This window comes from Pseudomonas sp. Rh2, assembly GCF_040762985.1.
Lineage (GTDB): Bacteria > Pseudomonadota > Gammaproteobacteria > Pseudomonadales > Pseudomonadaceae > Aquipseudomonas > Aquipseudomonas taiwanensis.
In genome coordinates this window covers 2,136,240-2,156,174 of the sequence record NZ_CP142890.1, presented here as the reverse complement: position 1 = coordinate 2,156,174, position 19,935 = coordinate 2,136,240, and the positions used below count along the sequence as shown (strand labels likewise).

Genomic DNA, 19,935 nt, shown 5'->3' with positions numbered 1-19,935 from the left:
ATTCAACATCTAAGTACAGAAATTTCCCTTCTCCGCCTGGAACTTGATTTCGCTTCTAGTGGGCGGTGGTTCAGTCGCCCTCTATTGCGAATTCAGGGGGCTTAGCACTGTGGCTGGACGATAGCCGCTAGATTTCGTAGTTACTTTTTTCGGGCGTTTTTAAGGAGTGGGGGCAGAGGTGATGAGGCGAACTTAGGGGTGGCATTCAAATCGCGTGAATATCCATTCGCCATGGAGGCGCTCATTCACCTTTTCGCCTTTACGGCGACCTACTTTTGCTCTTGGGCAAAAGTAGGCAAAAACCGCTGGCTCCTATCATCCGGCCCCTACGCTTCGCTTCGGGGTTCCCTCGCTACGGGCTTGCTCCCGGGAGGACCGCGCTGAACGGCCCCTCCTGGGCCGCAGCGCTTGACGGGCATCCATGCCCGTCACCTCCCTCCGCAAGCCCTACGCTCGGCCTACTGACGTCGCAATTTGCAGCGTCTGGGATATCGCGCATGAAAAGCAAAAGCGGCGCATGAAATACCAAATCCGAACAACAACAACAACAACAACAACAGCTAAACCAGCCGCACATTCAACATTAAAACTATAAATTCGAGGCGGACTTTCTTTTTCTTCGCTTTGCTCTTGCTTCTAGCGCGCGGTAGTTCAGGCGCCACCTCATGCGACTTCAGGAGGCCGAGCGCAGGGCTTGCGCAGGGAGGTGACGGGCATGGATGCCCGTCAAGCGCTGCGGCCCAGGAGGGGCCGTTCAGCGCGGTCCTCCCGGAGCAAGCCCGGAGCGAGGGAACCCCGGAGCGCAGCGTAGGGGCCGGATGATAGGAGCCAGACTTTTTTGGTTACTTTTTGGGGCGTCTGCCAAAAAGTGACCCGCTGTAAGAGCGGAAAGGTGATTGAGCGTCGCCTTGGCAAATGGATATGCTCACGCATCCAGAAACCAAAACCTCAAACTTCAAAGCACAGATTTAAGGGCGGCATTCAGATAGCGTGAATATCCATTCGCCATGGAGGCGCTCATTCACCTTTTCGCCTTTACGGCGACCTACTTTTGCTCTTGGGCAAAAGTAGGCAAAAACCGCTGGCTCCTATCATCCGGCCCCTACGCTTCGCTTCGGGGTTCCCTCGCTACGGGCTTGCTCCCGGGAGGACCGCGCTGAACGGCCCATCCTGGGCCGCAGCGCTTGACGGGCATCCATGCCCGTCACCTCCCTCCGCAAGCCCTACGCTCGGCCTACTGACGTCGCACTTTGCAGCGCCTGGAATATCGCGCATTAAAAGCAAAAGCGAAGCATCAAATACCAACTCCGAACAAAAACAATAACAATAACAACTAAATCAGCCGCTCATTAACTATTAAAATTACAAAATGCGAGGCGAACTTTCTTTTGCTTCGCTTTGCTCTTGCTTCTAGCGCGCGGTAGTTCAGGCGCCACCTCATGCGACTTCAGGAGGCCGAGCGCAGGGCTTGCGCAGGGAGGTGACGGGCATGGATGCCCGTCAAGCGCTGCGGCCCAGGAGGGGCCGTTCAGCGCGGTCCTCCCGGAGCAAGGCCGGAGTGAGGGAACCCCGGAGCGCAGCGTAGGGGCCGGATGATAGGAGCCAGACTTTTTTGGTTACTTTTGGGGCGTCTGCCAAAAAGTGACCCGCTGTAAGAGCGGAAAGGTGATTGAGCGTCACCTTGGCAAATGGAAGTGCTCACGCATCCAGAAACCAAAACTTCAAAGCACAGATTTAAGGGCGGCATTCAACTAACGTGATCACTCACCTTTTCGCCCCACTCCTATATATCCGCCCCCTACAGGATCACCTCGCCAATGTCTTGCTCCCGAAAACCCAAGCTCGACCTAATGACCCAATTGGCGATACCTGAACGACCGCGTACCCCCGAAGCAAAAGCAACACACAACGAGCACGACTGACTTTTCGAGAATTTTACCCACCGCCATTGGTCGCCACCCCCCCGGATAGATTAAAGTATCACCCCCTGCCCCAGGCACCCGCTCACAGCGCGCCCGGGCCCAATCCCAGGAACCGTCGCCGATGGAACACCGTGAAGCGCTGATCGCGCTGCGCACATTTCTTTCCTCCCAGATCCTAGGCCAGGAAAAACTGGTCGAACGTCTGTTGATCGTGCTCCTGGCCGATGGCCACATGCTCGTCGAGGGTGCCCCAGGCCTGGCCAAGACCAAGGCCATCAAAGAACTCGCCGAAGGCATCGAAGCCCAGTTCCACCGCATCCAGTTCACCCCAGACCTGCTGCCCGCCGACATCACCGGCACCGAAATCTACCGCCCAGAAACCGGTAGCTTCGTGTTCCAGCAAGGCCCGATCTTCCATAACCTGGTCCTGGCCGACGAAATCAACCGCGCCCCCGCCAAAGTCCAGTCCGCACTGCTAGAAGCCATGGCCGAACGCCAGGTCAGCGTCGGCCGCAGTACCTACGACCTGTCGCCGCTGTTCCTGGTCATGGCCACCCAGAACCCCATCGAGCAGGAAGGCACCTACCCACTGCCCGAAGCCCAACTCGACCGCTTCCTGATGCACGTGAAAATCGGCTTCCCCGACGCCGCCGTCGAACGCCGCATTCTCGCCCAGGCACGGGGCGAAGCCCTCGGCGGCGAGGCCAAGCCCGAGCGACGCGTCAGCCAGCAAGCAATCTTCGCCGCCCGCAAGGAAATCCTCGGGCTGTACATGGCCGACGCCGTGGAGGAATACCTGGTCCAGCTGGTAATGGCCACCCGCACCCCGGCCAAGTTCGACGCCGAACTCGCCGACTGGATCGCCTACGGTGCCAGCCCCCGCGGCTCCATCGCCCTCGATCGCTGCGCCCGGGCCCATGCCTGGCTGGCCGGGCGCGACTTCGTCAGCCCCGAGGACATCCAGGCGGTCCTGTTCGATGTGCTGCGCCACCGCATCATCCTGTCCTTCGAGGCCGAAGCGGCAGGCATCGACCAGGACCGCGTGGTCCAGCGCATCCTCGACGTCGTTGCCGTAGCCTGACCCCATGCCCACCACTCAGCTGGCCGAGCCCGGCATCCGCATTGGCCTAGCCGAGCTGATCGACATGCGCCACCGAGTACGCGAGATCCAGCTGTTCTCGCGCCCCGGCCAGCGCAGCCCACTGGTCGGCCTGCACCACTCCAAACTGCGTGGGCGCGGGGTGGACTTCGACCAGGTGCGCGTGTACCAGGCCGGCGACGACGTGCGCAACATCGACTGGCGCGTCACCGCACGCACGCAGGAGCCACACACCAAACTCTTCCATGAAGAACGCGAACGGCCAATCTTCATCCTCGTCGAACAAAGCCAGCGGCTGTTCTTCGGCTCGGGGCTGATGTTCAAATCGGTCTTGGCCGCCCAGGCCGCGGCGTTGTTCGGCTGGGCCGCGTTGGGCCATAACGACCGCATCGGTGGGCTGGTGTTCGGTGACAACGAACACCACGAAGTCAAACCCCGACGCAGCAAGCAAAGCCTGCTGCAACTGCTCAACCGTCTGGCCAAGGTCAACCAGTCCCTGCACACCGAAGCCGTGCCCCAGGCCGACAACCTCGGCCTTGCCCTGCGCCGGGCCCGCGAGGTGCTGCGTCCCGGTAGCCTAGCCATCGTCATCTGCGACGAACGCTCGCTGACCGACCAGGCCGAACAGCACCTGGCCATGCTTTCGCGCCATTGCGACCTGCTGCTGCTTCCAGTGTCCGATCCGCTCGACCACGCCCTGCCCGCCGCCGGGCTCCTGCGCTTCGCCCAGCGCAGCGCTCAGCTGGAACTCGACACCCTCGACGCCAACCTGCGCCAGGCCTACCGACAGCAAGCCGAAGCCCGAGTCGAGCGTTGGGAGCTCATGACGCAAAAATTGCGCGTCCTGATGATGCCGCTGAGCACTCAGAGCGAAATGATCGAACAGTTGCGCGAGTACCTGAATGCTCAGCGCCCTGGGAGCGGCAAATGAACCCGTTGGACCAACTGCAGCCTTTGATCGCGCCGCAGGCGATCGGCGTGTGGCCGCCCGCGCCAGGCTGGTGGTTGTTGCTCGCGATACTGCCGCTGCTCGCGTGGGCCATTTGGCGCCTGCGCCGCTGGCGCCCCGGCAAGCGTCCCATCGTGCGCGCCGAACAACCACTCGACCCGGTGCGTGTCGAGGCCCTGGCCGAACTGGCTCGCCTGCCGCGCCCCTACGACGGCGCCCCCGCAGGTGCCTGGCTGCAACAGATCAATGCCCTGCTCAAACGTTTGTGCCGCAACCACTACCCCGGCGCCAATAGCCATACCCTCAACGGGCGCCAATGGCTGGCTTTCCTCGACAACCGCTGCCCAGCCGCAGGCCTTACCCGCTGGATGGTGCTAGTCGAAGGCGCCTACAAACCCGAGTGCAAGCTCGACGACAAAGCCATCGCCGGGCTCAGCCAGGCGGTCGAAACCTGGATCCGCAAGCATGTTTGAGCTGGCCTGGCCGTGGATCTTCACGCTGCTGCCGTTGCCGTGGTTGGCGCGTCTGCTGCTGCCCGCCGCCGACAGCGGCGAGCCGGTGCTGAAGGTGGGCTTTCTCGATGAACTGGAAGGACTGGCCGGGCGCCGGGCGCGCCTGAACCTGCCAACCTGGCGGCAACAGGCGCCCTATGTCGTGATCTGGCTCCTGCTACTGTTCGCCGCCGCGCGCCCACAATGGCTTGGCGACCCGGTGCCGGTGGCGGCCAGTGGTCGTGACCTGCTGGTGGCCGTGGATGTCTCCGGCTCCATGGACTTCCCCGACATGCAATGGAAGGACGAGGACATCAGCCGCCTGGACCTGGTCAAGGCACTGCTTGGCGACTTCCTTCAGGACCGCGAGGGTGACCGGGTCGGCTTGATCCTGTTCGGCAGCCAGGCCTACCTGCAGGCCCCCCTCACCTTCGATCGGCGCACGGTGCGTACTTTCCTCGACGAAGCGCAAATCGGCATCGCCGGCAAGAACACAGCCATCGGCGACGCCATTGGCCTGGCGGTCAAGCGCCTGCGCGAGCGTCCGGCGCAGAGCCGGGTCCTGGTGCTGATCACCGACGGTGCCAACAACGGCGGGCAGATCCACCCATTGACCGCGGCACGCTTGGCAGCCCAGGAGGGCGTACGCATCTACACCATCGGTATCGGCGCGAACCCCGAGGCCAGCGGAACCCCTGGCCTGCTCGGCCTGAACCCGAGCCTGGACCTGGACGAGGCCTCGCTGAAGGAGATTGCCGAGATCACTCACGGCACCTACTTCCGTGCCCACGACGGCGCCGAACTGGACGCCATCGGCGACACCCTCGATCAACTGGAGCCCGTGGCCCAGCAACCGACCCAGGCACGCACGGCCAAAGACTTGTACGCCTGGCCGCTGGCCCTTGCGTTGTTGCTGAGCGTACTGCTGGTGGTTGCCGTGCAATGGCCGGACAACCGACTGCAGCGCCTGCTGCGCAAGCCTCGGTTCCTGCAGCCTCACCCGGAATGGCGCCAACGCCTGAAGCGCCTGCGCCTGAGGAGACGGCGATGATCGACCTTTGGCCACAATGGCTGCGCCCCCTCTGGCTGCTGGTACTGCCGCTACTCGGCTGGCTGATCTTCAAACTGTGGCACCGACGCAAACGCGCCGGGCGCTGGCAGATGATCTTGCCGCCCGCTTTCCATCCAGTGCTGCTAGGGGGCGGCACTGGCAGCACCAGCAAACTGCCATGGGTGGCCTTGGGGCTGGCCTGGTTCCTGGTGGTGCTGGCCTTGCTCGGGCCCAGCTGGCAGCGCGTGGAAGAAACCCGCCAGCGCCCCGCCGACCCATTGGTGATCCTGCTCGAACTGACTCCGCAGATGCTTGCCGAAGACAGCCCGCCCAACCGCCTGGAACACGCCCGGCGCAAAGTGCTCGACCTGCTCGAACACCGTCGCGACAGCCAGACCGCCCTCGTCGTCTACGCCGGCAGCGCGCACACGCTGGTCCCGCTATCCGACGACCTGGGCACGACACGCAACCTGCTCGAAGCCATCGACCCGTCGATCATGCCGCAGGCAGGCCAGCGTGCCGACCTGGCCGTACAAAAAGGCCTGTCGCTGCTGGCTCAAAGTGGCCTGGGCCAGGGTCGGCTGTTGCTGATTGGCTCGGCGCTTAGCGAACAGGAACGCCAGGGCATCATTCATGCCTTGGGCCGTCAGGGGCCGAGCCTGCTGATGCTGGGCATCGGCAGCAGTCAAGGCGCACCGGTGCGCCAGGCCAATGGCGAGTTCCTCAAGGACGATCAGGGCGGCATCCTGCTGCCGCGCCTGGACAGCGCCAGCCTCAAGGCCTTCATCAGCAGTACCGGCGGGCGCTATCGCCACGCCCGCATCGACGATCTGGACCTGCGTGGCCTGGGCTTGTTCGACAACCCCCGCGCCCTGCGCAACGACGGTCAAAGCGTGCAACTGGACAGTTGGGCCGACCAGGGTTACTGGCTGTTGCTCCCACTGTTGCTGTTGGCAGCCTGTGCCGGCCGGCGCGGCTGGCTGTTCTGCCTGCCACTGCTGCTGGCCGTGCCGCAGCCCAGCCAGGCCTTCGAGTTCAACGACCTGTGGCTGCGCCCCGACCAGCAAGGTCAACGCCTGCTCGAACAAAACCGCCCGGCCGAGGCCGCGCATCACTTCCAGGACCCACAGTGGCGTGGCATGGCGCTCTACCAGGCCGGCGACTTCGCGGGCGCCGCCCAGGCCTTCGCACAGAGCAACACTGCCGCGGCCCACTACAATCGAGGCAATGCCCTGGCCCGTAGCGGCGAGCTGGAAGCTGCCCTGGATGCCTACGAGCAGGCCCTGGAGCGACAGCCCGACCTCAAGGCGGCGCTGGACAACCAGGCGCTGGTCCAGCAACTGCTGCTGCAACGCGAAGCCAAGGGCGAGGAACCACAAGCCGACAACGATGCCCAAGGCACTCCCGGCAGCGACACCGAGGGCAACAGTAGCTCGGCCAGCAACCCGGCCCAGGGCACACCCGGCAACAGCGAACAGGCCGCCGAGGCACCCGGCGAGAGTAGTCAGAACGGTCAGACACCGCCCAGCACCCAGGGCGGTGACGACGACAGCGTTACCCAGGCGCCGCAACGCCCGGTGTCGACCAGCCTTGACGCAGAGCAACGCCAGGCCCTGGAACAATGGCTGCGAGAGATCCCCGACAACCCGGCGGAACTGCTGCGGCGCAAATTCTGGTATGAACAGCAATTGCATCAGGAAAATCCACGATGAGTCGCTTCGGCGTCTTTCTCCTTTGTCTGCTGTGGGCCCTGGTGGCCCAGGCCCAACCCAGCCTGCAGGCCAGCGTCGACCGCACTCGCCTGGAAGCCGGCGAAACCCTGGAACTGACCCTTGAAAGCCAGGATGTGACCCAGTTCGGCAAGCCTGACCTGCGTGCGCTGGAGGGCGATTTCGAAGTGCGTGGCACGCGCCAGTTGAACAGCCTGCACACCCTCGACGGCGAAACCCGTGCCAGCACCCGCTGGATCATCACACTGCTGCCACGCCGCAGCGGCAGCCTGGTCATCCCCGAACTGCAACTGGGCCAATCACGTAGCCAGACCATCGAGCTTCAGGTGGTGCAGGCCGACGCCAGCCGGACGGACAGCGCGGCCCAGGTATTCGTCGAAGCCAGCCTCGACAGCAGCGATGTCTACGTCCAGGCGCAGGCCGTGCTGACCGTGCGCATCTATCACTCGGTATCGCTGTACGACGACAGCAGCTTGAGCCCCCTGCAACTGGAGAGCGCCAAGGTCGAGCAACTGGGTGAGTCGCGCACCTACGAGAAGGACATCAACGGCATTCGTCATGGCGTGATCGAAACCCGTTACGCTCTGTACCCGCAGCAAAGCGGCACCGTGGACATTCCACCGCTGACCTTCACCGCCACCGCCGCCGACAATGGCCAGCAACCGGCTGGTAGCGCACGGGTCGGCCGCCAGCTGCAGGTCAGCTCGCTGCCGCTGCGCCTGAACGTGCGCCCGATTCCCACCGCCTGGCCTGCCGATACGCCTTGGCTGCCCGCCCGCAGCCTGAGCCTGGAAGAACACTGGAACCCTGACCCTGCGCAACAGAAGGTGCAGATCGGCGACTCGCTGACCCGCAACATCACCCTACGCGCCGAGGGCCTCTCAAGCACTCAGTTGCCGCCACTGCCAGCCACTGAAATCACCGGCTTGCGTCGCTATCCCGACCAACCGTTGCTGCGTAATGAAATCAACGAACGTGGCATGACCGCCAACCGCGAGGAACGCGAGGCACTGGTCCCAATCCACAGCGGCCAGCTGGCACTGCCGGCGCTGGAGGTCACTTGGTGGAACACCCGCGAAGACCATCTAGAGCACTCAAGCCTACCCGCTCGCAACCTCGATGTGCAGGACAACCCGGCACTGAGCGCCGAAACACCGGTGGGCGACACCCGCAGCGGCAGCACGCTGCTCTGGCCCTGGCAGCTGGCCACCTTGATACTGGCCCTCACCACGGTACTGGGCTTCGCCCTCTGGTGGCGGGCACGCTCCCAACCAGCGGTGTTGCGTGCGGCGCAGAATGGTCCGAGCCCCCGCACCTTGATGGACGACATCAAGCGAGCCTGCCAGGCCAACGACCCGCAGGCCACGCGCCAGGCGCTCGATGCCTGGGCACGCCAGCAACCGGAAACCCTGGCCGACATGGCCGCTCGGTTCGTGCCCTTGTCCGATGCACTGGACAGCCTGAACGGGGCTCTCTACAGCGAAAGCGGACAGTATTGGCATGGCGATGAATTGTGGCGCGCCATCGGCACCATTCCGCCGGCCGAACAGGTGTTGCCACCCGCTGGAGAGACAGGAAGCCTGCCGCCACTGTATCCCAAGTGAGGGGCTGGGGTGCCTGCCTTCAGTGCGCGGCGTCCTGGAGATCGAGCGCCGCGCGCGGGGCTCGATCCAACCGACACGGAACACCGCACGACAAACACCACGCCCCCCTGCTTGGGTTACCATACCGCCCTTTCCCTCGCTTGCCCGACTCGACACCAACAGGTCATCCATGCGTCTGTTTCACACCTCCGACTGGCACCTGGGCCAAAGCCTGCACGGCCAGGAACGCGACTTCGAACACGCCTGCTTCCTCGACTGGCTGCTGGGCCAACTACGGCTGCGCCAACCCGATGCGCTGCTGATCGCTGGCGATATCTTCGACACGGTCAACCCACCGGTCAAAGCCCAGGAGCGCCTTTACGACTTCATCGTCCAGGCCCATGAACAGCTGCCGAAGCTGGACATCGTGATGATCGCCGGCAACCACGATTCCGGCTCGCGGATCGAACTGCCCGCCGCGCTGATGCGGCGCCTGCGCACCCATGCCCTGGGCCGCGTGCACTGGCTCGACGAAGGCCAGTTGGATGCCGAGCGCCTGCTCATTCCGCTCACCAACGCCCGCGGCAAGGTCTGCGCTTGGTGCCTGGCCCTGCCCTTCCTGCGTCCGGCGGAAGTCACTGGCCCGCAGCTGGGTGACGATTACCTGCAAGGTATCCACCAGGTACACCAGCAACTGATCGGCGCAGCGCAGCAAAAACGCAAGAAAGACCAGGCGCTGATTGCCATCAGCCATGCACACATGGCCGGCGGCTCAGTCTCGGAAGACTCCGAGCGGAGCCTGATCATCGGTAATGCCGAAGCCTTGCCGGCCAAGCTCTTCGACAAAGCCATCAGCTACGTCGCCCTGGGCCACCTGCACAAGCCGCAGAAGGTCAACCGCGAGAACCGCATCCGCTACAGCGGCTCGCCGATCCCGCTGTCGTTCGCCGAGATCAACTACCCCCACCAGGTACTGGAGGTGGAGCTGGAAGGCACCGAGCTGATCAGCGTCGAAGCGCGCCCGGTGCCGCGCGCCGTGGCACTGCAGCGCCTGGGCCCCGCGCCGCTGGGTGAAGTGCTCCAGCAGCTCGCCGACTTGCCGATGATCGACTTGCTCGAAGACCCCAACCGCCAGCCCTGGCTGGAAGTGCGCGTACGCCTGGACGAACCGCAGCCCGACCTGCGCCAGCAAATCGAGCAGGCCCTGCATGGCAAGGCCGTGCGCCTGGTGCGCATCAGCGCCGAATACGCCGGCCGTGGCGAACAGCAGGACGATGACCAGGCCTTCGTGGAACTGGCGCAGATGACGCCGCAAGACCTGTTCAGCCGCGCCTGGGAGCAGGCCTACGGCAGCCCGGTGGACGAGCAGGCCCTGTCCGACTTCGCCCTGTTGCTGCAGGACGTACAGCTCGAAGAGGAACTGCCATGAAAATTCTCGCCATTCGCCTCAAGAACCTGGCGTCCCTGGCCGGTCCGATCGACATCGACTTCACCGCCGAGCCGCTGGCCAGCGCCGGCCTGTTCGCCATCACTGGCCCTACTGGCGCCGGCAAGAGCACCTTGCTGGACGCGCTATGCCTGGCCCTGTTCGGCAGCGTGCCACGGCTCGAAGACATCGGCCGTGAAGCCAAGGTGCCAGACGCCGACGGCGAAATCCCCACCTCAGACCCGCGCAACCTGTTGCGCCGCGGCACGGGTAGCGGCTTTGCCGAAGTCGACTTCCTGGGCATCGATGGCCACCGCTACCGGGCGCGCTGGGAATCGAACCGCGCCCGCGACAAGGCCAACGGCAAGCTGCAGAACAGCCGCCAGAGCCTGTACGACCTGGACAGCGAACAACTCCTGGGCAGCGGCAAGAACGAGTACAAGCAACTGATCGAAGCACGCCTGGGCTTGAACTTCGAACAGTTCACCCGCGCAGTGATGTTGGCCCAGAGTGAGTTCGGCGCCTTCCTCAAGGCCGACGACAAAGAACGCAGCGAGCTGCTGGAAAAGCTCACCAACACCGCCATCTACACCCGCCTTGGCCAACGCGCGTTCAGCAAGGCGCGGGAAACCAGCGAAGCCCACAGTGCCTTGAAAGACCGCGCCAGCCATTTGCTGCCCATGGCCAGCGAAGCCCGTGCCGAGCTTGACCAACGCCTGGAGCAGGCCCAGCAGCAGTTCAAGGCCGACCAGGCCCGCGAACGACAACTGGAGCAACAACGGGCCTGGCTTGTCGAACAACAGCAGCTGCAGGCCCAGCACAACGAGGCTGCGCAGGCGCTCAAGGATGCAGCACTGGCGTGGGAGCAGCTGTCCGGACAACGCATCGACCTGCAGCGCCTGGAACGCCTGGCGCCGCAGCGCCACCAGTTCCATCGCCAGCAGACGCTGCAGGCGGCACTGGCACCGCTGGCCACCACCCTCAGCGAGCAGCAGCGCCAGCACAACGATCTGAACACCCGCTGCACCGAACTTGAGCAGGCGCTGGAAACTTCACGTCAGGCGTTGAGCCAAGCCCAAGGCAATCAGAGCGAAAACGCCCCACGCCTGCGTCAGGCTTTCGCCGAGCAAGACACCCTCGCCCGTCTGGCGCAAGAGCTGGGCAAGCTGCGCGAAACGCGCCAGCAGGCCGACCTGGCCGCCGGCGCGTTGCAGCAACAGGTGCAGCAACTCGATGAGCAGCAGCAACGAAGCCAGGAGCAACTGGCACGGATCGACGCCGCCCTGGCAGAGAGCGCTTCGCTGCACACGCTGAGCAACGCCTGGCAGGCCTACCGCCCGCAACTGCAACAGCTGCTGCAGATCGGCAACCGCCTCAGCCAAGGCCGCGAGGAGCTGCCTCGCTTGCAAGCCCAGGCCAGCCAGGCCAATGCCCAGCTGCAAGCACAGCGCGACGCCTTCGAGGTGCTGTTCCGCGAGGCTGGCACAGAACCCCAGGCGCTGGCCGAGCAGCTCGACCTGCTGGGCGGCATGCTGCAGGAAAACCGTAAGCAGCAACGCGCCGTGGAAGAATTGTCGCGCCTGCACACCCGCGAGCAAGAACTGCAGCAAGGCATCGCTTCGCTGCGCGAGCGCCAGCAACAGGCCCTGCAACAACGCCAGCAACTGATCGGCGAAGGCACCGCCGCCAAGACCGAGCTGGAAAACGCCGAACAAGCCTTGACCCTGACCCGCCAGTTGCTCGAACGGCAGCGCCTGGCACGCAACACCAGCGTCGAGGAGCTGCGTGGCCAACTGCGTGATGGCGAACCTTGCCCGGTGTGTGGCAGTGCCGAGCACCCGTTCCATCAGCCCGAAGCACTGCTGCATAGCCTTGGCCGACACGATCAGGCCGAGGAAGCGGCGGCAGTCGCATTGGTCGAACAGCTCAATGCCCGCCTGATCGAGCTGCGCACCCAGGTCGGTGTGGTCAACGGCCAGATCAAGGAATACCAGCATCAGCACGGGCAGTTGAGCGAACAATTGCAGCCGTTGGCCGAACAACTGGCCGCTCATGCCCTCTGGGCGGCGCTCAGCGCACATGACCCAGCGGCCCGTGGTGCCTGGCTGGATGGCCAGCTGCGTCGCCTGGAGCAGGAGATCAGCCGGGACGAGAGTCGTCAGGCCACCCTGCTCGCGGTACAGAAAGAAGCCGCTCGCCTCAATCAGCAACTGCAAGCCGCCGGCGAAGCACAGCAGCAGGCACAGCAGCGCCTGGACCAGCAACACCAGGCGCTGGATGCGGATCAACAGCGCCTGGAGCAGGCCCTGGCGGACTTCGCCAGCCTACTGCCAGCCGACATTCTCCAAGCCCTGCGCGACGAACCGGCGCATGCCTTCCTCAGCCTCGACCAGCAGATTGCCCAGCGCCTGCAGCAGCTGGAGCACCAAAAGGACGAGCAGCAGGAACAGCAGCAGCGGCTGCAGCAACTGGAACGGTTGCGTGACCAGCAGCAGACTCGTGTGCAACGCCAGCAAGAGCTGCAACAGCAAATCGATGGCCTGGCCGAGCAGATGGACAAGGCTCGCGCCGCACTGACTGAGCTGTTGGGGGTGCACCCAAGCGCCGAAGCCTGGCAACAGTCTCTTGAGCAGCAACTGGAGCAGGCCCGCGCGCTCGAAGCCCAGACCGCGCAGCATCTGCAGGATGCACGCACGCAAGCCTTGCAGTTGGCAGGCGAACTGAAGGCCAACGAGGCCCGCCGCCAGGCACTCGAACAAGAGCATCAGCAATTGCGGGGTGAGATCGCCCAGTGGCGCGCCGAGCACCCTGAACTGGACGATGCAGGTCTCGACCGCCTGCTGGCGCTGGATGATGCGCAGGTGATCGAGCTTCGCCAGCAACTGCAAGGTGCGGAAAAGGCCATCGAACAGGGCCGCGTGGTACTTCAGGAACGCGAGCAACGCCTGCAGCAGCACTCGGCGCACACCACGGTCGATGCATCAGCCGAAGAGCTGGACCAGGCCCTGGCCCAACTTCGCGAGCATCTGACCAGCTTTGAACAACAATGCGCCGAACTGCGCGCCCAGCAAGCCGATGATCAACGTCGCCAGCAGGCACACCAGGCACTGGCCGGCGAAATCGAGCAGGCCTACCAGCAATGGCAGCGCTGGGCGCGGCTCAATGCGTTGATAGGTTCGGCATCGGGTGACGTGTTCCGCAAGATCGCCCAGGGCTACAACCTCGACCTGCTGCTGCACCATGCCAACGCGCAACTGCGCCAACTGGCGCGCCGCTACCGCCTCAAGCGCGGCGGCAGTGCACTGGGCCTGCTGGTGATGGACACCGAGATGGGTGACGAGCTGCGTTCAGTGCACTCGTTGTCCGGTGGCGAAACCTTCCTGGTGTCGCTGGCCCTTGCACTTGGGCTGGCGTCGATGGCGTCGAGCACACTGCGCATCGAGTCGCTGTTCATCGACGAAGGCTTTGGCAGCCTGGACCCCGAGTCGCTGCAACTGGCCATGGATGCCCTCGATGGCTTGCAGGCCCAAGGGCGCAAAGTGGCGGTGATCTCGCACGTACAAGAGATGCATGAGCGCATTCCGGTGCAGATCCAGGTGCGTCGCCAAGGCAACGGCCTGAGCGATGTCGAGGTGTGCGGGTGATTCTCTACTCGTTCCGACGCTGCCCCTGGGCCATGCGCGCGCGTTTGGCCCTGCGCTACGCCGGCTGCGACGTACAGGTCTGTGAAGTGGCGATGAAGGACAAGCCGGCCGAGCTGCTGGCCCTGTCGCCCAAAGGCACGGTCCCGGTGCTCGATACGGGTAGTGCAGTGCTGGAGGAAAGCCTGGACATCATGCGCTGGGCGTTGCAACAGCATGACCCACAGGATTGGCAACTGCGGGGCGACCCCGCGGCAGCCCGGCAGGCCGAAGGGCTGATCGAGCGCAACGACCGAGAATTCAAGGCGCAGGTCAATCTATACAAGTACGCCGAGCGTCACCCGCAGCACTCGCGCCAGCATTACCGCCAGCAAGCCGAACCTTGGCTGGCGGAGCTTGAACAGTTGCTGCAAGCACGCCCCTACCTGCTCGCCGACCATCCCAGCCTGGCCGATGCCGCATTACTACCCTTGATGCGCCAGTTTGCCGGGGTCGAACCTCAGTGGTTCGCCGAGGCGGCTTATCCGCGAGTGCGGAGCTGGCTAGAGGGGTGGCTGGCATCGGACCTGTTCAAGGCGGTGATGGCCCGTTGAGCTTATTGGCCCTATCGCCGGCAAGCCGGCTCCTACAGATACGGCGGGGGCCCCAGTAGAAGCAGGCTTGCCGGCGATAGGGTCAATGCAGATGCTCAATGGGCATGCTTACCACTCAGTGCCGCATGAAAATGCGCACTTTGGCGCAGGTACTGCTCGGTATAGCTGTGGGTGGCCGACGCCTTGGCGCGGCTGTCGGCATGGGCATGCGCCGGCAGTACCACGGAGGCGGAAATGGCGGATGCGGCAATGACCGGGAAGAGATTGAAGTTCATCTGGGCTGACCTCGACTGCGGTGGTTTGACGTTGGCCCGTTTGGGCCTTGGGTCAAACTTACGCCGCTGAAGCCGCCTGCAGAAATTCATTGCGGCAGTAGCGAATATCACGCCGGTTGATAGTTACTCGACAAACTTCAGGTCCGAAGGCGCATCCTGTGGCAGTTTTTGCAAGGTCTCGCCGATCATCCCGCTACGTGGGTCGCGGCGCATCACCACGATCTGATTGCTCTTCTGATTGGCCACCAGCACGAAGTTGTCGCTTGGATCCAGAGCGAATTCACGGGGGTGGTCGCCTTCGACCGAGCGCCGTTGCAAGAACCTCAACTGGCCGTCGTCCTTGGCCACGCTGAACGCCACGATCTCGTTGGCCGCGCCTCGGTTGCTCACGTACAGAAAGCGCCCGTCGGCCGACAGATGCAACCCACCGGCCGCTTTCGCCTCGGGCTCCTGGCGCTCGGTCAGCGGCAAGCGCTGTCGCTCCAGCAGCGCACCATCCTGCACATCGAACATGACCACTTCTGCGCTCATTTCCAGCGTCAGGTAGGCATGACGTCCCTTGGCATCGAACAGCAGATGTCTAGGCCCGCTACCCGGCGGCAACGCCACCGAGGCGGGAATCGCCGGGCTCAGCGGATGCCTCGGGCTGGCACCGTCGTAGCGATAGATGAACACCTTGTCGGCGCCCAGGTCGCAGGCGTACAGGTGCCGCCCATCCGGCGACAGTACCAGTGCATGTACATGCGCACCGGCCTGGCGTTCGGGATTGACGCCACTGGCTTTGTGCCTGGCCTGCTGCACCACTGGCTTGAGCTTGCCGTCCTTGGCGACGGGCACCACCACCAGGCTGCCGCCTGGATCGGCTGCGACCGCGTAGTTGGCGACGAACAGGTAACGCTGGTCATGGCTGAGGCTGGCGTGGGTGGGTTCATCACCCTGCGTCGGCACCTGGTTTAAAGGCTTGATCACACCCTTGCTGCTGAGACTGAAGCTGCTGACGGTGCCTTGCGCGGTTTCGTTGACCGCGAACAACTGCCGGTGATCGGCCGACAGCACCAGCCACGAAGGACTTACGCTATCGACCACCTGCAAGGGAGTGGGGTCGATGTGACCGCGCTTGCTGTCGAAGTGATAACGGTAGATGCCTTGGCTGACGCCATCGGTATAGCTGCCCACCAACAAGGTCTCGGCGTGGGCGTCGATCAGAACGCTCATGCAACTAGCGACCAGTAGGCTCTTCCAGGTCCGATTCATCTTCGTCTTCATCCGAGGCACGAAAGGCACTCATACAGACTAGACGATGCTCGCCCTGGGCATCGTTGAGCTGCCACTGATCGCCTGAGCCCACAGCGGCGGCGACCTGTTCGGTGGTGAAACTCCAGCGGCGCATCTGACGGCCGTCCATGCACTCGACGGTGAGGCCAGTGGCGTCGAAGGTGAAATCGAAGGCGTGCAGACCGTCGATCAGGAGCATGTCGCAAGACTGGAGAGCGTTGGCGAGGGAAGACATGGGGGTACCCATTGGAAATGAGGCGGCATTATAGCCTTATCGCCGGCAAGCCGGTTCCTACCCCCGGGTAGGAACCGGCTTGCCGGCGATCAAGACCCACGGCTGTCAATGGGCGAAGATCGACCCACCCTCCTTGCCCGCCAGCTTCTGCGGCTTGATCAAGAACCGCGCCAGCGCCGGCAGCAGCCACAGCGCACCGAACATGTTCCACAGCAGCATGAAGGTCAGCATCAGCCCCATGTCAGCCTGGAACTTGATCGCCGAGAAGATCCAGGTGCATACCCCGATGGCCAGGCACAACCCGGTGAACAACACCGCCTTGCCAGTAGAACGCAGGGTCTGGTAGTAGGCCTCCTGCAACGGCATGCCTGCGCGCAGGAAGCTCTCCAGGCGGCTGTAGATGTAGATGCCGTAGTCAACGCCAATACCCACCCCCAGGGCCACCACCGGCAAGGTGGCGACCTTCACGCCGATGCCCATGAACGCCATCAGCGCGTTACCCAGCACCGAAGTCAGCACCAGTGGCAGCACGATGCACAGGGTGGCGGCAAAGGAACGGAAGGTGATCATGCACATCACCGCCACGCAGATGTACACCAGGATCAGAATGGTCAGCTCGGCGGACTTGATGACCTCGTTGGTGGCCGCCTCGATACCGGCGTTACCGGCCGCGAGCAGGAACTGCAGCCCCTCTTTGTTGTGGCTGTCGGCAAAGGCCTTGGCCGCAGCAGTCACCCGCTCCAGGGTTTCGGCCTTGTGGTCGTTCAGGAACACCAGCACCGGCGCCAGCGAACAATCGGCGTTGTACAGGCCATCGGCGCGGGCGATGGAGTTGTTGAGGATGTCCGGGTTGCGCGACAGGGTTTCCCATTTCAGGCTGCCCTCGTTCATGCCCTTGATCACTTGCTTGGACACCGTCACCAAAGAGATCGCCGACTGCACGCCAGGGGTGTTCTCCATGGTCCACATCAACTCGTCGATCGGCGCCATGGTCGAGTGGATCGAGCAGCTCTCGGACGGCGTCTTGACCATGATCACCAACACATCAGAGCTGGTGGAGTAGTTGCTGATGATGAAATTGTTGTCCTGGTTGTAGCGCGAGTCCGGGCGCAATTCCGGCGCACCCTGGTCAAGGTCGCCGATCTTCAGGTTCTGGCTGTACCAGAGCCCGCCAGCGAACATCACCAGAGCAAGGGCGATCGACACCGGCGCCACCTTGGCACTGGCGAAGTTGGACAACAGGCGCCAGAACGGATGCTCACGGGTGGCGTCCTTCTTGCTGCGCTCGATGGCCTTCTTGCTGATGCCCACATAGGAAATCGCCACCGGCAGCAGGATCAGGTTGGTGAATACGATCACCGCGACACCGATGGAGGCGCCAATGGCCAGTTCGCGGATAACGCCGATGTCGATGATCAACAAGGTGATGAAGCCCACCGCGTCGGCGAGAATGGCGATCATGCCCGGCAGGAACAGCTGGCGGAAAGTACGCCGCGCGGCAGTCAGGGCATTGTCGGCGTCGCTGGACTGCAGCGCGATGCCGTTGATCTTCTGCACGCCATGGGAAATACCGATGGCGAAGATCAGGAACGGCACCAGCATGGAGTAAGGGTCCAGGCCAAAGCCGACCGCGTGCATCAGCCCTAGCTGCCATACCACCGCCACCAGGGTGGTGATGAGCACGGCGATGGTGCTGCGGATGCACCAGGTGAACCAGTACAACAGGGCCCAGGTGATGAGCAGCGCCACACCGAAGAACATCGCCACCATCACCAGGCCGTCGATCAGGTCGCCGACTTTCTTGGCGAAGCCCACGATGTGAATCTTCACGTTGGGATTCTGGGCCTGGAACTTGTCGCGGATCTTCTCTTCCAGCTGGTGGGAGAATTGCTGGTAGTCAAGCTTGATGAGCTTACCCTGGTCCTGTGGGTCCGGGTAACGCTCGAGCAACGGCACATCGATGATGCTGGACTTGAAGTTGTTGCCCACCAGGCGACCGACCTGGCCCGACTTGAGCACGTTGTCGCGCAGCGCGTCGAGGCTCTCGGCCGAGCCGTTGTAGGTGTTGGGTATCACCTCACCACCGGAGAAACCTTCCTCGGTGACTTCGGTCCAGCGCACGCTGGGGCTCCACAGCGACTTGAGGCCTGCGCGATCGACACCGGGAATGTAGAACACCTCGTCATGGATCTGACGCAGGGTCTCCATGTAGTCCTTGTCGAAGATGTCGCCATTGACTGCTTCGACCGAGATGCGCACCGTATTGCCGAGGTTCGCCAGGTCGTTGCGGTGCTCCATCATCTGCTCGATGAACGGATGCTGCAGTGGGATCATTTTCTCGAAGCTGGTGGACGGGCGGATCTGCGTGGCCTGCCAGAACAGGAAAATGCTCACCAGCAGGCACAAAGCGATGACCACCGGGCGGTTGTTGAAGATCAGGCGTTCCAGCAACGTGGCCTTGTCCTGGTGGTGAGGATGCATGGTAATGCTCTCGCGACTGGTCATGGACGCACCTCCCCGGTAGTTTGCTCGCCACCTTCGGCTGTGGCCAGGTGCACACCGCCCTGCCCCACCAGCAACAAGCCTCCGTTGGCCAGGCCACTGACTCCGGCCAAGGCGATGCGGTCGGCGCGGTTATAGACGCTGAAGGTCTGGCCGTCATCGTGGCTGCGCAGCACGCTGCCACCATTGCCGACCAGCACCAGGGTGCCGTCATCGAGAAGCGTAGCGCTTGCCAGGCCGAATTCGAGCGTGCCACGTGTGGCCTTGAGTTCGATCGGCTGCCAGGTGTCGCCGAAATCGGTGGAGCGGAACAGGTTGCCGCGCAGGCCATAGGCGAGCAGCGTGCGAGGCTGGGAGGTGCCGATCACACCGAACAGCGACCCTTCGTAAGGCCCCTCGACCTTCGACCAGGTCTGGCCGTTGTCGCCCGAGCGGAACATGCAGCCCTGCTCGCCGACGATGAACAGGCCCGCATCCTTGACCTGGGCAATACCGTTGAGATGCAGTTGATCGGGGTTGTCGAGGCGCTCGGCCACATCTTGCCAATGCTGGCCGCCATCGGTGGTTTCCAGCAACGCGCCATAGGCACCGACAGCAAATCCATGCTGGGCATCGAGGAAGCTGACATCGAGCAGCGGCGACTCGCGGGACAGGTCTTCGAACTGTTTGCTCCAGGTCGCGCCACCGTCGTTGCTGGCGAGGATCTGGGCATCGTGACCGACCGCCCAGCCGCGTTTGTCATCGAGAAAGAAGACAGCGGTCAGCAACTGCCGGGTGGGCACGCGTGCCTGGGTCCAGGCCTTGCCCTGGTCGTCGGAGAACAGGATATGGCCACGATCCCCCACCACCACCAGCCGTTTTCCGGCATGGGCAGCGTCGATCAACAGGCTCTGGCTGGCCTTGGCCGACTCGGTGGAATACTCCTGGGCGGCGGCCGCTTGCGTGGTGTGCGCCCACATACCCAATGCCAGCGCCAGCATCGCACCGGTCGCCAACGGCCAGGCACCACGCCTGGCCTGCGTCAAAAACCGCTCCCTCATGACCGTCCCCTGTTGTGTTTTTCTTGGTGGGTCTGTGCCTTGCAGGTACTGCGAAAAGCCTGATCTAGAGGCCTGCAATAGCTTGGGGTCATGCTATCGGGGAACGTCGCGGCAATACAACGG

14 protein-coding genes are annotated in these 19,935 nt (G+C 63.5%); 9 read left to right on the top strand and 5 right to left on the bottom strand.

The genetic code is table 11. From position 1 onward, the window contains the following. Nucleotides 1-2,043 precede the first annotated feature (2,043 nt). The 9 genes from VXM67_RS09755 to VXM67_RS09715 all read left to right on the top strand — a co-directional run bounded on the left by VXM67_RS09755 (nucleotide 2,044) and on the right by VXM67_RS09715 (nucleotide 14,485). Nucleotides 2,044-3,003: a MoxR family ATPase gene (locus VXM67_RS09755; protein WP_023379511.1), complete on the top strand. Its 960-nt coding sequence runs from the start codon at nucleotides 2,044-2,046 to the stop codon at nucleotides 3,001-3,003. 4 nt (nucleotides 3,004-3,007) lie between these two features. Continuing rightward, nucleotides 3,008-3,952 carry a DUF58 domain-containing protein gene (locus tag VXM67_RS09750; RefSeq protein ID WP_023379510.1) on the top strand — a complete coding sequence of 315 codons (945 nt, stop codon included), beginning with the start codon at nucleotides 3,008-3,010 and terminating at the stop codon, nucleotides 3,950-3,952. After that, nucleotides 3,949-4,443, top strand: coding sequence for a DUF4381 domain-containing protein (locus VXM67_RS09745; protein WP_023379509.1), 495 nt, complete (start codon nucleotides 3,949-3,951; stop codon nucleotides 4,441-4,443). The genes VXM67_RS09750 and VXM67_RS09745 overlap by 4 nt, the downstream gene beginning before the upstream one ends. Further along, on the top strand, nucleotides 4,436-5,512 hold the full coding sequence (locus VXM67_RS09740; protein WP_023379508.1) for a VWA domain-containing protein: 1,077 nt from the start codon (nucleotides 4,436-4,438) through the stop codon (nucleotides 5,510-5,512). Before VXM67_RS09745 ends, VXM67_RS09740 begins: the two co-directional genes overlap by 8 nt. Continuing rightward, complete coding sequence (locus VXM67_RS09735; protein ID WP_023379507.1) at nucleotides 5,509-7,224, top strand: tetratricopeptide repeat protein; 1,716 nt, start codon at nucleotides 5,509-5,511, stop codon at nucleotides 7,222-7,224. Before VXM67_RS09740 ends, VXM67_RS09735 begins: the two co-directional genes overlap by 4 nt. Further along, nucleotides 7,221-8,846, top strand: coding sequence for a BatD family protein (locus tag VXM67_RS09730; RefSeq protein ID WP_023379506.1), 1,626 nt, complete (start codon nucleotides 7,221-7,223; stop codon nucleotides 8,844-8,846). The genes VXM67_RS09735 and VXM67_RS09730 overlap by 4 nt, the downstream gene beginning before the upstream one ends. Before the next feature lie 169 nt (nucleotides 8,847-9,015). Beyond that, nucleotides 9,016-10,254: an exonuclease SbcCD subunit D C-terminal domain-containing protein gene (locus VXM67_RS09725; protein ID WP_023379504.1), complete on the top strand. Its 1,239-nt coding sequence runs from the start codon at nucleotides 9,016-9,018 to the stop codon at nucleotides 10,252-10,254. Further along, nucleotides 10,251-13,895 carry an AAA family ATPase gene (locus tag VXM67_RS09720; RefSeq protein WP_367237642.1) on the top strand — a complete coding sequence of 1,215 codons (3,645 nt, stop codon included), beginning with the start codon at nucleotides 10,251-10,253 and terminating at the stop codon, nucleotides 13,893-13,895. Before VXM67_RS09725 ends, VXM67_RS09720 begins: the two co-directional genes overlap by 4 nt. After that, complete coding sequence (locus tag VXM67_RS09715) at nucleotides 13,892-14,485, top strand: glutathione S-transferase (RefSeq protein WP_027907513.1); 594 nt, start codon at nucleotides 13,892-13,894, stop codon at nucleotides 14,483-14,485. The genes VXM67_RS09720 and VXM67_RS09715 overlap by 4 nt, the downstream gene beginning before the upstream one ends. 95 nt (nucleotides 14,486-14,580) lie before the next feature. Here the strand turns inward: VXM67_RS09715 and VXM67_RS09710 are convergent, their stop codons facing one another. The 5 genes from VXM67_RS09710 to VXM67_RS09690 form a co-directional block, all read right to left on the bottom strand. Beyond that, a complete protein-coding gene (locus VXM67_RS09710; protein ID WP_023379501.1) occupies nucleotides 14,581-14,760 on the bottom strand; it encodes a hypothetical protein in 180 nt (59 codons plus the stop codon). A 123-nt stretch (nucleotides 14,761-14,883) separates the two neighbouring features. Then, entirely contained in the window at nucleotides 14,884-16,026 is a 1,143-nt protein-coding gene (locus tag VXM67_RS09705) for a lactonase family protein (protein ID WP_367237641.1), read from the bottom strand. Continuing rightward, nucleotides 15,980-16,270: a DUF5629 family protein gene (locus tag VXM67_RS09700; RefSeq protein ID WP_027907515.1), complete on the bottom strand. Its 291-nt coding sequence runs from the start codon at nucleotides 16,268-16,270 to the stop codon at nucleotides 15,980-15,982. The genes VXM67_RS09705 and VXM67_RS09700 overlap by 47 nt, the downstream gene beginning before the upstream one ends. Nucleotides 16,271-16,375: 105 nt before the next feature. Further along, nucleotides 16,376-18,751, bottom strand: coding sequence for an RND family transporter (locus VXM67_RS09695; protein ID WP_041925608.1), 2,376 nt, complete (start codon nucleotides 18,749-18,751; stop codon nucleotides 16,376-16,378). Nucleotides 18,752-18,771: 20 nt separating this feature from the next. After that, complete coding sequence (locus VXM67_RS09690) at nucleotides 18,772-19,812, bottom strand: YCF48-related protein (RefSeq protein WP_027907517.1); 1,041 nt, start codon at nucleotides 19,810-19,812, stop codon at nucleotides 18,772-18,774. Nucleotides 19,813-19,935: the final 123 nt, after the last annotated feature.

Bases quoted from the DNA above. Each gene is read 5' to 3' on its own strand.
- VXM67_RS09750 (WP_023379510.1), top strand. From the start codon at position 3,008: ATGCCCACCACTCAGCTGGCCGAGCCCGGCATCCGCATTGGCCTAGCC.
- VXM67_RS09730 (WP_023379506.1), top strand. From the start codon at position 7,221: ATGAGTCGCTTCGGCGTCTTTCTCCTTTGTCTGCTGTGGGCCCTGGTG.
- VXM67_RS09710 (WP_023379501.1), bottom strand. From the start codon at position 14,760: ATGAACTTCAATCTCTTCCCGGTCATTGCCGCATCCGCCATTTCCGCC.
- VXM67_RS09705 (WP_367237641.1), bottom strand. From the start codon at position 16,026: ATGAAGACGAAGATGAATCGGACCTGGAAGAGCCTACTGGTCGCTAGT.
- VXM67_RS09725 (WP_023379504.1), top strand. From the start codon at position 9,016: ATGCGTCTGTTTCACACCTCCGACTGGCACCTGGGCCAAAGCCTGCAC.
- VXM67_RS09700 (WP_027907515.1), bottom strand. From the start codon at position 16,270: ATGTCTTCCCTCGCCAACGCTCTCCAGTCTTGCGACATGCTCCTGATC.
- VXM67_RS09735 (WP_023379507.1), top strand. From the start codon at position 5,509: ATGATCGACCTTTGGCCACAATGGCTGCGCCCCCTCTGGCTGCTGGTA.
- VXM67_RS09755 (WP_023379511.1), top strand. From the start codon at position 2,044: ATGGAACACCGTGAAGCGCTGATCGCGCTGCGCACATTTCTTTCCTCC.
- VXM67_RS09690 (WP_027907517.1), bottom strand. From the start codon at position 19,812: ATGAGGGAGCGGTTTTTGACGCAGGCCAGGCGTGGTGCCTGGCCGTTG.
- VXM67_RS09720 (WP_367237642.1), top strand. From the start codon at position 10,251: ATGAAAATTCTCGCCATTCGCCTCAAGAACCTGGCGTCCCTGGCCGGT.
- VXM67_RS09695 (WP_041925608.1), bottom strand. From the start codon at position 18,751: ATGCATCCTCACCACCAGGACAAGGCCACGTTGCTGGAACGCCTGATC.
- VXM67_RS09740 (WP_023379508.1), top strand. From the start codon at position 4,436: ATGTTTGAGCTGGCCTGGCCGTGGATCTTCACGCTGCTGCCGTTGCCG.
- VXM67_RS09745 (WP_023379509.1), top strand. From the start codon at position 3,949: ATGAACCCGTTGGACCAACTGCAGCCTTTGATCGCGCCGCAGGCGATC.